The following is a 12,660-nucleotide window of genomic DNA, read 5'->3' on the forward strand; positions in this document are numbered from 1 at the left end:
GCACGGAAAAAGGAGGCCATGGCCTCCTTTTTTCCTTGCTGCGGTGGACGACCTCAGCCCAAGCGCAGGCCGCTGTCCGGATCGAAGCAGTGCAGCGGCGCGTTCTCGACCGTGACCCGCAGGCCCTGCCCCGGCTCCGGCAACACCTGCGGCGGCATGCGCGCCACCAGTGGCTGGCCGACGAAGCGAAGGTTGACGAACACTTCGTTACCCACCGGCTCGATCAGATCGACATGGGCCTCGAACGCGGGCTTGCCGATACCCGCCGGCTGCAGGTGCTCAGGGCGGATGCCGAGCGCGATGCGCCGTCCGATCCAGGCACCGGCGACGGCCGCATGGCCCAGGGAAATCTGGCCACCGCCGTCCAGCGCCAGCTGCAAACCATCTTCCTGCTGCAGCGTGCCATGCAGTACGTTCATCGCCGGGCTACCGAGGAAGCCGGCGACGAACAGGTTGGCCGGCTTCTCATAAAGCGCCATCGGCGTGTCGATCTGCTGGATCTCGCCATCCTTCAGCACCACGATGCGCTGGCCCAGCGTCATGGCTTCCACCTGGTCATGGGTGACGTAGATCATCGTCGCGCCGAGCTGCCGGTGCAGGCGGCCGATTTCGGTACGCACGGAATGGCGCAGCTTGGCATCGAGGTTCGACAGGGGTTCGTCGAGCAGGAACACCGAGGGCTCGCGCACCAGCGCGCGCCCCAGCGCCACGCGTTGCCGCTGGCCGCCCGACATTTCACGCGGCAGCTTGCCCAGCATGTGGGTCATGCCCAGGGTCTGCGCGGCATCGTGCACGCGGCGTTCGATCTCGGCGCGTGGCGTGCCGCGTAGCTTCAACCCGAAGGCGAGGTTCTCGGCCACCGTCATGTGCGGGTACAGCGCGTAGCTCTGGAAGACCATCGCGATATCGCGGTCCTTCGGCGCCACGTCGTTGACGCGGCGGCCGCCGATCGACAGGGTGCCGTCCGAAATCTCTTCCAGGCCGGCGATCATGCGCAACAGCGTGGACTTGCCGCAGCCCGAGGGACCGACCAGCACCATGAGTTCGCCGTCGGCGATCTCGAAACTGGCCCCGTGCACGGCCACCTGGCCGTTGTCGTACACCTTGCGCACGCGGTCGAGTTGGACACTGGCCATCATTGCTCCGGTCGGGCGGCGCCCGTGCTGGTTCGCTGCGTCCCGGCCCTCCCGGGTGCAGGCATGCCTTCACAGGCGATGCGCTCGGCTTCCCGTTCCGTGGGCGGGGAAGGTGCGCTATTCTGCCATGTAACCGTTTTCACGGCGCAAGCGGCATCGCCGCGAAGAACCTGGAGTCTTCACCTCACGTGCCGCCGACCCTGCATTCCCCTCGCCCCTGCACGCGTCCCGCCGCGCACGCGCATGCCGGTACCGCGCATACGTATACGCATCGCGCGGACAGGTTCGCCGCCGTCTTCCCACGATGCGGGTGCGCGCTATCATTCGCCGCCCACACAGCGTGGCCCTCCCACGGCAGCACAGGATCGACCAGGCGAATGCAGCGGACCCGTTTTGGAAGCCACCCCGCCTCGAACAGGATGTTGGCCGCATGAGCAGCGCCGATCGTGTCCTTCTCGCCGATATCGGCGGCACCAATGCGCGCTTCGCGCTGGCCGATACGTCGGCGTCCGTGCCGCTCATCGATGACAGCGTGCGTGAATTCGTCGTCGCCGATTTTCCCTCGCTCGCCGACGCCGCCCAGCATTACCTGGACGAGACCGGCGCCACCGCCCAGAACGGCGTGTTTGCGGTCGCCGGACGGGTCGACGGCGATGAAGCACGCATCACCAATCATCCGTGGGTCATCTCGGTGAACCGCACGCGCCAGGCGCTGGGCTTCCAGGGCCTGAAACTGGTCAACGATTTCGCCGCGCAGGCGATGGCTGTGTCGCTGCTCACGCCGCGCGACGTGGTCGCCATCGGGGGCGCGCGCTGGGCGCCCGCGCCGCTGTCGGTGCCGCGCACGTACGCCGTGATCGGCCCGGGCACGGGCCTGGGCGTCGCCGCATTGGTGATCCGCGACGGACGCGCCTATCCGCTGGAAACCGAAGGCGGCCACGTCAGCTTCCCGCCCGGTACGCCGGAAGAAATCCGCATTCTCGACATCCTCTCGGCACAGTTCGGCCGCGTGTCCAACGAGCGCCTGATCTGCGGCCCTGGCCTGGTGAACCTGTATCGCGCACTCAGCGAAATCGCAGGCGAGGATCCGGGAGGTCCGCTGGAGCCGAAGGACGTCACCGCGCGCGCCGCTGCAGGCGATCCGCGCTGCGTGCGCACGCTGGATGTGTTCTGCGCCGTGTTCGGCGCGATTGCCGGCGATCTCGTGCTGACCACCGGCGCCTGGGATGGCGTATTCCTCACCGGTGGCCTGGTGCCGAAACTGCTCACGTCGCTGCAGCATTCCGGCTTCCGCCAGCGTTTCGAACACAAGGGCCGCTTCTCGCCCGCGATGGGACGCGTGCCCACGCTCGCCAACATGCATCCGCGTCCCGGCCTGCTCGGCGCGGCCGCGTATGCGGTCGAACTGTTCGGACCGAAAACGCCCGCGCACGCCTGAGGTTTTGCGCAGATGCGCGCTGCAACGCAGCACGCGCAGCGCGACCTCACGCAGACTGGTCTGCCTTTGGTCGCTTTCGCGCCTGCGGCAAAGGCGGTAGAAAGCAGCATGCCGTCGCCGTCGTTCGTCGCCCTTCCCCTCCACGCGCTGGAGCTGCAGGAAGGCCGCTCCGCACGGCCCTTTTCCGCCATGCCATGCAGAATGCATCCGTCTGCAGCCTAGTCCTACGCCCATGAGCCTGCACCCCCGCATCCAGGAAGTCACCGAACGCATCCGCCAGCGCAGCGCCCCGTTGCGCCGTGCCTACCTCGACGGCATCGACGCCGCCCACCGCGACGGCCCGCAACGCGCGCGCCTGAGCTGCGGCAACCTGGCGCACGCTTTCGCTGCCTGCGGCCCCACCGACAAGGGTCGCCTGCGCGCGGACGTGACGCCGAACCTCGGCATCATCAATGCTTACAACGACATGCTGTCGGCGCACCAGCCGTTCGAGCATTACCCGGAGATGATCCGCCAGGCCGCGCGCGACCTCGGTGCGACCGCGCAGGTCGCCGGCGGCGTGCCGGCGATGTGCGACGGCGTGACGCAGGGTCGCCCGGGCATGGAGCTGTCGCTGTTCTCGCGCGACGTGATCGCGCAGGCCACGGCGATCTCGCTGAGCCACGACATGTTCGATGCCGCGCTGTACCTGGGCGTCTGCGACAAGATCGTCCCCGGCCTGCTGATGGGCGCGCTGGCGTTCGGCCACCTGCCGGCGGTGTTCGTGCCGGCCGGCCCGATGTCGCCCGGCATCCCCAACAAGGAAAAGGCCGCGGTACGCGAGCGTTATGCCGCGGGCGAAGCCACGCGCGAGGAACTCCTGGAAGCCGAAGCCGCGAGCTACCACGCGGCGGGCACCTGCACCTTCTACGGCACCGCCAATTCCAACCAGGTGCTGCTGGAGGCGATGGGCCTGCAGTTGCCGGGCACCTCGTTCGTCAATCCCGACCAGCCGCTGCGCGATGTACTGACGCGCGCGGCCGCAGAGCGCGCGCTGGCGATCACCGCGCTGGGCGACGACTACCGACCGATCGGACGCCTGATCGACGAACGCGCCATCGTCAACGCCATGGCCGCACTGATGGCGACCGGCGGTTCCACCAACCACACGATCCACTGGATCGCCGTGGCACGGTCGGCCGGCATCGTGCTGACGTGGGACGACATGGACGTGATCGCACAGACCGTGCCCTTGCTGGCGCGCGTGTATCCGAACGGCGAAGCCGACGTGAACCGGTTCGCCGCGGCGGGCGGCACCCAGTTGGTGTTCCGCGAGTTGCTCGACGCCGGCCTGATGCACGACATCACCACCATCGTGCCGGGAGGCCTGCGCGCCTTCTGCGATGAACCCCGCCTGCAGGACGGCAAGCTGGCCTACGCGCCGGGCATCGCCCAGAGCGCGGACGAAGAGGTGGTGCGCCCGGTCTCGCGGGCGTTCGAGGGACAGGGTGGCCTGCGCCTGCTGCGCGGCAACCTGGGCCGTTCGCTCATCAAGACCTCGGCCGTGAAGGCGGAATACCGCTTCATCGAAGCGCCGGCCGTTGTCGTCGACGATCCGCGTGCGCTCAACAAGCTGCACGCCGCCGGTGTACTGCCGCAGGACTTCGTCGCGGTGGTCCGCTATCAGGGCCCGCGCGCGAACGGCATGCCGGAACTGCATTCGCTGGCGCCGTTGCTCGGCCTGCTACAGAACCAGGGCCGCCGCGTGGCCCTGGTGACGGACGGCCGGCTGTCCGGTGCTTCCGGCAAGATTCCCGCCGCGATCCACCTGACCCCGGAAGCCGCGCGCGGCGGTCCGCTGGCCAAGCTGCGCGAAGGCGACATCATCCGGCTCGATGCCGAAGCCGGCACGCTGGAAGCGCTGGTCGACGCCGCGGAATGGGCGGCACGCGAGATCGCACCGAACACGTCGCCCGCGGCGCTGGACCTGGGCCGCAACCTCTTCGCGGTCAGCCGCGACGTGGTCACGCCGGCCGACCGCGGCGCGATGTCGATCTCCTGTGGCCTGCCGTACCACGATGGCACCTGGGAATACGACGCTGAGTACGAACTGGGCGACGCCGCGCACGCCGCGGAGGCACCCCACGAAGCCAAGGATGCGTGACGTCGAATCAGGCTCTTCTTCCGGACATCATTTCCGTGGGAGCGACGTAAGTCGCGAAGCTTCCACCTGACGTCGATCGCGACTCACGTCGCTCCCACAACACGAATCGCCACACTTGCCCCCATGACCATCGAAGCCCGCCAGCAGAAAGCCGAATCCCTCCTCCGCGCCGCCGGCATCCTGCCGGTCGTCACCGTCCACACCCTGGATGAAGCGCGCAAGGTGTCCGAAGCGCTGTTGAAGGGCGGCCTGCCCGCGATCGAGCTGACGCTGCGCACGCCGGTGGCGATGGACGCGCTGGCGATGTTGAAGAAGGAACTTCCGGACATCGTGATCGGTGCCGGCACGGTGCTGACGACCGAGCAGATGCAGCAGTCCATCGATGCGGGCGCCGACTTCCTGGTCACGCCGGGTACGCCGCCGGCGCTCGCCGATGCGCTGGCCGCCGCCGACATTCCGGTGGTCCCGGGCGCGGCCACGCCCACCGAGCTGCTGGCCCTGATGGCGCGCGGCTTCCGCGTCTGCAAGCTCTTCCCGGCCACCGCGGTCGGCGGCCTGGCCATGCTGAAGGGTCTGGCCGGACCGCTGTCGGAGCTGAAGATGTGCCCCACCGGCGGCATCACCGAGGACACCGCGGCCGACTACCTGTCGCAGCCGAACGTCGTCTGCATCGGCGGCTCGTGGATGGTGCCGAAGGGCTGGCTGGACAACGGCGAGTGGGACAAGGTCACCGAGAGCTCGGCGAAGGCGGCCGGTATCGTACAGCGGGTTCGGGGCGGCTGAATTTTTCCGTGGGAGCGACGCAAGTCGCGACCGCAGAAGTGAAGTGCCGTGAGACGCGTGCGCCGTCACGCCATCGCTGCCGGAAACATACTGATGCCGCTCCTGCATCGGATCGCGTCATGTCAGCTCCAGCGCCAGGCCTTGCCGTTTCCAGCCGTATGCCAGCACCGCATGCCAGCCGACCATCAGCAGCCCCAGCCACCACTCAAAAATGTTCTCCCAGCGGTCCTTGGCTGACGGATCATCGACCACCACCCCGGCCACGACGTTCGCCACGCCCAATCCGAGCATCGCGATCGAGATCCACGACATCGCCACGACGATGCCCGCAGGCAGTGCTTTCGTCGCGGCCGCACGCCGCATCAACGCCAGCTGCGCCAGGTAGCCGAATCCGAAGTACACCACCACGCCGTAGCGCCGCAGGAAGCGATACGCCTCGCCTTCGGTGCCGAGGAAGGTCGCGTACACCGCCAGTGCAATGGCCGACATCACGCCCAGCACCACCATGGCGCGACCGCCACGCAGCCAATGCCTGGCCAGCCACCACGCCAGCGCGTGCAGCACCGCGCAGGGGATCACCAGCAACTGGAACAGGTGATTGCCCCAACCGTGCCGTGCAGCGCGACTGATCGACACACAGCCGTCGATGTACGGCACGCATGCCGGGACATGGCCGCCCTGGATCGACAGCAGGTAGGCGACGTGCGCCGCCATCACGAACAGCAACGTCAACAGCAGCGGCAAGGGCCAGAGCGGGATGCGCGGGCTGTCGGCGACCATCGCGGCGAGAGGGGAAGGAACGTGCCGCGCAATGTACTCCGTCCCGCGCCATGACGTAGAGCGGGGCTGGCCCGGCGATGGAAGACCGGTCCGCGTTCAGGGCACGCCGGATCAGCGGAGCAAGCTCCGCTCTACGAGACGGTCAGCGCGTGCGGATGCTGACCTTCGCCGGCAGCGTGGTGATGCGGAGCTCGCCGTCCTTCCACTGCGCGGGCTTGCCGTTGATGCGCGTCTCGCCAGGCGCGGCTTCGTAAGGCCAGGGCAGTACCAGGCCGCCGGCCGGAAGCTTCAGCCCGGCCTTCGCATCGAGGACGACCTCATCCCCCTGCTTGCGCAGCGCGTAGCCAAGTACACCGCTGGGCGTGCGCAGGCCATCGATGGCGATGCCCTCGCCGTCCAGCCAGCCCGTGGGCACGCCGGCCGCCAGCACCAGGCTGTCGTCTGCTTCGCGGGTGTAGGCGAACATGTCCAGCGCCGAGCGCACGAAATCCGACGCCACCCAGGCATGCGGCAGGTCGCCGACGAAGAATGGTTTGCGCGGCGTACGCGACACCACCTCCGCCCACTGGTTCCACGCCTGCGGCGCACGGTCCTTGAAGAAGAAGTCCAGCACGTCCCATGCGCGTTCGCGCCAGCCCAACCGGACGAAAGCCGCCACGTTGCGCCATTCGTACGGCGTGTAGTCCTTCCATTCGCGCTTGCCGTCCCGGCGCTGCACGAACTCGGTCCAGTAGCGCTCGAACGTGCCGTGCAGCAGATCCGCCGGCAGCGCGTCCTGCTCCCCACCCGGCGCCAACGCGATGGTCGTGGATGTCGGGTCGAAGTCGCCGATCTCCGCCGCACCCGGCAGATACGCGATGCCGTGCAGGGCGGTCGCCGCCCGCAGCGAGGCGTAGAGATCGTCGCGGAACTGGTCGCGCGAGGCGGCCATGCGCCGCGAGGCCGCGCTGTCGCCCAGCGCATCGGCGATCTCGACGGCATCCTTGTAGCCGCGGAGGGCCCAGAAATTGTCCCAGTACGAATGCATCGGCTTGGCCGAGTAGCCTTCGTGGCTGATCGAGGCCGGCATCATCCCGTAGAACGCCGCATTCACCGCACGGTTGGCCTCGGTCCGCTCGCTTAGACGCAGCTCTTCCATGTAGGCGAAAGCGCCCTGCACGTGCGGCCACATCTTCTTCAGGAACACCTTGTCGCCGGTATAGCGGTAGTACTCGGCGATGTTGAAGATCAGCTCGCCGTGGCTGTCGTTCTCGGGTACGGGATCGCTGCCACGGTCGTCCACGCAGCACGGCACCTTGCCGTTATCGAACTGGTAGGGCGCGTAGTACTCGACGTACTCCTTCACCACTTCCGGGCGGCCCAGGCGCAGCAGGCCCTCGGAAATCATCGCGCCATCGCGGATCCAGCTGCGCGAGTACGATCGCGTACCCGGCTGCAGGCGCGGACCGATGCGCGAAATCAGCATGTGGGCCAGCGCGGTGCGCAGGGTGTCGGCGATGGCCTGGCCTTCGGCCGGGACCTGCAGCTTCATTTCATCCAGCTTGCCGCGCCATACGGTCGCCATGGCCTGCTGGTCGCGTTCCGCGTCGATCCGGGCGGGTAGCGTGCCTTCGAGCGGAGCGACCCACGCGACATCGCGGCTTTCGCCCGGCGCCAAGGTGATCCGGTACAACACCGCGGCGGAGGCGAGTCCGGTCGATTCTCCTGCCACCTGCGCATCAAGGCCGCTGGCTAAGCCTGCGTCCATCGATGCCAGACGTTCGCGCACCAACCCTTCATCGAACCGCGAGGCCAGCGCCGCATCCGGCTTGGCGAAGCGCAGGCTGGCGCGCCCGTTCACGCTGACCACGCCATCGCGGATCGCGAGATCGTTGATGGGACTGAAGCCGCCGGTCGTGTTGAGGAACTGGCTGGGCGGATTGACCTGCCACGGCTGCACGGCGAGCGCCAGCACATAGTCGCGAGGGGCTTTGCCGGTATTGGTCAGGCGATGGCGCGCGACCAGACGCGCGTCGCCGGGCGTGCCGGCAGCGAATGCCGTGGTCGACAGCGCGAAGTCCGCGTGTTGCCAGGCGACCGTCGGGATCGGCAGGTAACCGTCCTGCAGCGACGGCGTCGCCTGTACGTCCGACCAGCCGACCCAGCGCCCATCGACCCGCACGAACGGCTCGACACTCAGGCCGCCCTTCGCGATCTCGATGGCACCGTCTTCGCCGATCAGGCCCTGCTCGCGTCCGCCATCCAGTCCGACGATGGTCCAGTACGGCTGTTCGCCACTGAAGCCGCGCGGGAACCAGCCCTTCGGGGAGTCGGCCGCCATCGCCTTGATCAGGTCGTTCGGATGCGCGGCGAAAGCCAGCGGCTTCACTTCCACCTCGGCGAGTGCGAACGAGCGGCCGGGCCCATCGCCCACGGTGAGCCGCACGTAGCGCGCTTCGGACTCGGGCAGCGCGAGGTAATCGCGGCCGCCATTGCCGCCGACCACGGTGCGGACATCGCGCCAGTCCACGCCATCGTCCGACAGTTGCACCAGATAATCCGAAGCGTGCTGGTCGGGCTTCCACCGCAGCACCACGCCCCCGAACTCGCGCAGTGTGCCGAGGTCGAGCGTCAGCTGGGGGTCCTCTTGTCCGTGCAGGTCCGCAGACCAGGCGGTATCCGCCTTGCCATCGACGGCCAGCGCCGCAGCGCCGGCCGGAAACGCAACGGAGGCGCTGGCCTTGCCTGTCAACGGAGCACCGTCATCCACCGGCAATGGCCGGAACGTCAGCTGGTCGAAGCAGACCGATCCCTTGCCGCCGACGTTGTTGTAGACGGTGAATTCGAGCGTCTCGCTCCGGCGCAGCACGCGGTCCGGATCCGGACCCCACGCCTTGTCGATGTGGCGCTGCTTGTAACGCACGGGTGTCCACGCTGTCGGGTAGTCGTACTTCGGCCGGTTGACCCACCAGACGTTGTCGCCACTGGCATCGACCACCTTGAACTGCAGGTCGTTTCGCGGTGAATCGCCGCGCAATTGGAAATCGAACCGGTAGTTCTGCGGATACGCGATCGACAGGTCGCGCTGGATACCGGCATGTCCCGATACCCCGTTGAAATCGTAGTCGAGGCACAGGGCCTTGCCTTCCGCGCCGTCGACCTGCCGCAGCGCGCCGCTGACCTGGTTGGACGTCACCACGCGCCACGTCGACGGATCGCTGAAGTCGTCGAGGACGCGCACGCCGTCCGGCGCGGCGAGGACAGGCGTGGCGCCTGCGAGCAGGACGCTACACGCCATTGCCGCGCGGCAGAAAGCGACATCACGGGATTCCCGCTTGCGCGGAAACGACGGTTCGATGTTCATAGTGATTCAAGCTCCACAATGACCCGCTTCGGATCAGCCTTTGACACTGCCCAGCAACAGGCCCTGTATGTAGTAACGCTGCAAAGCGAGGAACAGCAGCAGCACCGGCAGGATGGTCACGACGGAGCCGGCCATCATCAGTTCGTAATCCATCACGTGCTCGCGCGACAGGCCGGCCAGCGCGACCGGCAGCGTCTGCAGGGCATCGTCGCTCAGGACGATCAACGGCCACATGAAGTCGTTCCATGCGCCCAGGAAACTGAAGATCGCCAGCGTCACCAGGATCGGCTTCAGTCCGGGCAGGACGATCTGGAAGAAGATGCGCGCCTCGCCTGCTCCGTCGATGCGGGCCGCTTCGAGCAGCTCATCCGGAATGGAGCGTGCGTACTGACGGACCAGGAAAATGCCGAAGATCGCCGCCATGCCCGGGACGATGGCGCCCGCGTAGGTATTCACCAGGCCCATCTGCTTGAGCAGCAGGAACAGCGGCATCATCGCCACCTGCGCCGGTATCACCAGCGCCGCCAGCAGCGCACGGAAGGTACGGTCCCTACCCTTGAAGCGCAGCTTCGCGAACGCGTAGCCGGCCATCGTGTTGAACAGCAGCGACAGCAGCATGACGCTGGTCGACACGATGAAGCTGTTGAGCAGGTAGCGGCCCATGCCCGCGCGCACGAACAGCTCGCGGTAATTGTCGAGCGTCGGCGCCGACGGCAGCAGCGGCGGCGGGAAGTGCCCCGCCTCGCCGGTCTGCATGAAGGACACCGACAGCATCCACAGCAGTGGACCGATGCTGAGGATCGCCAGCGCGACCAGCAGCGCGTTGACGGTGACGGCGGCAACGCGCTGGTTCATTCGACACCCCGCCTGCGCGCGAACCACAGCAGCCCGCTGGTCACCGCCGTCATCAGCAGGAACAGCAGGAACGCCACCGCGGACGCGTTGCCCAGGTTCCACCACTTGAAGCCTTCTTCGTACATCAGGTACAGCACGCTCTTGGTGCTCTCCAACGGCCCGCCCTGCGTCATCACGTAGGGCTCGGCGAACAACTGGAAATACCCGGCCATGGTCAGGATGCCGACGAGCAGCAGCACCGGCCCCAGCTGCGGCAGGGTGACGTGGCGGAACTGCGCCCAGCGCGAGGCACCGTCGATGCGCGCGGCTTCGTACAGGTCTTCCGGAATGCTCTGCAGGCCGGCGAGGAAGATGATCATGTTGTAGCCGAAGTTCTTCCACACGGCGAACAGGATGATGGTCGGCATAGCCCAGGTGGGATCGCCGAGCCAGTCGATCGGATCGATGCCCACCCACGACAGCCCCCAGTTCACCAGGCCGTACTTGGTGTGGAAGAGATAGCGCCAGATCACCGCGACCGCGACCACGGTGGTGACCACCGGTGCGAAGAACGCAGTCCGGAAGAAGCCCTTGAAGCGGCCGAGCTTCGAGTGCAGCAACAGCGCGGCGCCGAGCGACAGCGCCACGGATAGCGGAACGCCGACCACCACGAAGTACACCGTATTGCCCAGCGACTTCCAGAACATCGGGTTCTGCAGCAGGCCCACGTAATTGTCGAAACCGACGAAGCGGAGGTTGCCGATGTCGGCCAGCGCATAGATGTCGAAGTCGGTGAGACTGAGCGCCAGCGCCGCCAGCACCGGCAGGCCGAAGAACACGACGATGACCGTCAGCGCGGGGGCGGCAAAGAGCCAGCCGGCCAGTGAGTGCGTGGACCTCATGGCGCAGCCCCCGGCTTGCCCGCCTGGTCCAGCATCCAGCGGCGCTTCTCGAGGATGCGGTCGGCGCGTCGGTCGAGTTCTTCCGCGGCCTGGTCGACGGTCAGCCGGCCGTTGGCGACCTGCTCGCCCACCAGGCGCATCTCCGTGGCGATGCGCTCCCACTCCGGCACCTTCGGCGTGGACACGGCACGCTCCAGCTGCTCGCGGAACGCTTTCGCATAGGGATCATCGGCCAGTGCGGGCGTGAGCCACGGCGAACGACGCGGCGGCAGGTCGCCGGTCAGCGCGTGGAACTCGGCCTGCACGTCCGGCGACGACAACCACGCGATCAGCGTCCACGCCGCGTCCTTGTTCGGCGAGTCCCTGAACACGACGAAGCTGGTGCCATTGGCCAGCGATGCGCCCGGGCCACGGGGCCCCGGCAGCGGCATCGTCCCCCAGTCCGCCTGCTGCGCGGCGGGCAGGCGCTCCTTGAACTTGGCGATGTTCCAGGGACCGGAGATGTAGAACGAGTAGAACCCCTTGCCGAACTCGTCCCAGACGTTGGAGATCTGGTTGTTGGTGACGACCGGCGCCCACTGCTGGTCGAACATTTCCTTGTAGAACCCGAGCGACTGCCTGAATCCTTCGCTGCGGAAATTGCCGTAGCGTCCATCGTCGCGCAGCAAGGGCTCGGGCTGCTGGATGGCAAGGCTGAGCAGTGGCTCGAACTCGTTGAGCGGCAGCAGGATCGAATAGTTGCCCTGCCCTGCGACCTGCTTGACCTGCCGCATCGCGACGCGCCATTCGTCCCAACTGGCGGGTAACGTCCGCACGCCGGCCTTAGCCAGCATGTCGCGACGGTAGAACGGCAGGCGCGTCTCGACGTACCAGGGCACGGCATACGCGCGTCCGTCGATCACGCCCGTATCCCACACACCCGGAAAGAAGTCCGGCTGGTCGAAGCCAGGCGTCGCCGCGATCTCGTCGTCGAGCGGCTCGAGCGCGCCGAGCGCCGCGAATTCGGGAATCCAGGTGTTGCCGATGGGGCTGACGTCGGGCAGCGACTCGCCCGCGAACGCGGTCAGGAGTTTCTCGTGCGCCGACAGCCAGGGCACGATCTGCAGGTCGACGTCGATATCCGGGTGCTGGCGTTCGAACTCGGGCAGCAGCCGTGCGACGACTTCGCCTTCATACCCCATCACCCAGAAGCGCACGACGGTGCGGTCGTCGTTCGTGCGCGCACAACCCGCAATCGCCAGCGCGCACAGCAGCATCACGAAAGAACAGCAGCGCACCAGGGCCCTCCTTCCACCGGAGAA

General features: G+C 67.4%; 9 protein-coding genes. 3 read left to right on the plus strand and 6 right to left on the minus strand.

The features are described 5' to 3' along the window. Nucleotides 1-53: 53 nt before the first annotated feature. On the minus strand, nucleotides 54-1,136 hold the full coding sequence (gene ugpC / locus CYU89_RS11615; protein ID WP_296281278.1) for a sn-glycerol-3-phosphate ABC transporter ATP-binding protein UgpC: 1,083 nt from the start codon (nucleotides 1,134-1,136) through the stop codon (nucleotides 54-56). A 430-nt stretch (nucleotides 1,137-1,566) separates the two neighbouring features. Here ugpC and glk point away from each other — a divergent pair, with 430 nt between their 5' ends. From glk to CYU89_RS11630, 3 genes are all read left to right on the plus strand, one after another. Further along, nucleotides 1,567-2,574 carry a glucokinase gene (gene glk / locus CYU89_RS11620; protein WP_296281193.1) on the plus strand — a complete coding sequence of 336 codons (1,008 nt, stop codon included), beginning with the start codon at nucleotides 1,567-1,569 and terminating at the stop codon, nucleotides 2,572-2,574. A 232-nt stretch (nucleotides 2,575-2,806) separates the two neighbouring features. After that, nucleotides 2,807-4,717, plus strand: a complete 1,911-nt coding sequence (gene edd, locus CYU89_RS11625; protein ID WP_296281194.1) for a phosphogluconate dehydratase — start codon at nucleotides 2,807-2,809, stop codon at nucleotides 4,715-4,717. A 123-nt stretch (nucleotides 4,718-4,840) separates the two neighbouring features. Continuing rightward, nucleotides 4,841-5,500 carry a bifunctional 4-hydroxy-2-oxoglutarate aldolase/2-dehydro-3-deoxy-phosphogluconate aldolase gene (locus tag CYU89_RS11630; protein ID WP_296281196.1) on the plus strand — a complete coding sequence of 220 codons (660 nt, stop codon included), beginning with the start codon at nucleotides 4,841-4,843 and terminating at the stop codon, nucleotides 5,498-5,500. A 117-nt stretch (nucleotides 5,501-5,617) separates the two neighbouring features. Here CYU89_RS11630 and CYU89_RS11635 read toward each other — a convergent pair whose 3' ends face one another. From CYU89_RS11635 to CYU89_RS11655, 5 genes are all read right to left on the minus strand, one after another. Next, nucleotides 5,618-6,280, minus strand: a complete 663-nt coding sequence (locus CYU89_RS11635; RefSeq protein WP_296281198.1) for a hypothetical protein — start codon at nucleotides 6,278-6,280, stop codon at nucleotides 5,618-5,620. Nucleotides 6,281-6,422: 142 nt separating this feature from the next. Next, entirely contained in the window at nucleotides 6,423-9,557 is a 3,135-nt protein-coding gene (locus CYU89_RS11640; RefSeq protein ID WP_296281279.1) for a discoidin domain-containing protein, read from the minus strand. Nucleotides 9,558-9,656: 99 nt separating this feature from the next. Beyond that, nucleotides 9,657-10,478, minus strand: coding sequence for a carbohydrate ABC transporter permease (locus tag CYU89_RS11645; RefSeq protein ID WP_296281199.1), 822 nt, complete (start codon nucleotides 10,476-10,478; stop codon nucleotides 9,657-9,659). Then, nucleotides 10,475-11,359, minus strand: a complete 885-nt coding sequence (locus tag CYU89_RS11650; protein ID WP_296281200.1) for a sugar ABC transporter permease — start codon at nucleotides 11,357-11,359, stop codon at nucleotides 10,475-10,477. Before CYU89_RS11650 ends, CYU89_RS11645 begins: the two co-directional genes overlap by 4 nt. Beyond that, nucleotides 11,356-12,636, minus strand: a complete 1,281-nt coding sequence (locus tag CYU89_RS11655; protein ID WP_296281201.1) for a sugar ABC transporter substrate-binding protein — start codon at nucleotides 12,634-12,636, stop codon at nucleotides 11,356-11,358. Before CYU89_RS11655 ends, CYU89_RS11650 begins: the two co-directional genes overlap by 4 nt. Between the last annotated feature and the right edge of the window lie 24 nt (nucleotides 12,637-12,660).

This window comes from Pseudoxanthomonas sp., from assembly GCF_002863005.1.
Classification (GTDB): Bacteria; Pseudomonadota; Gammaproteobacteria; order Xanthomonadales; family Xanthomonadaceae; genus Pseudoxanthomonas_A.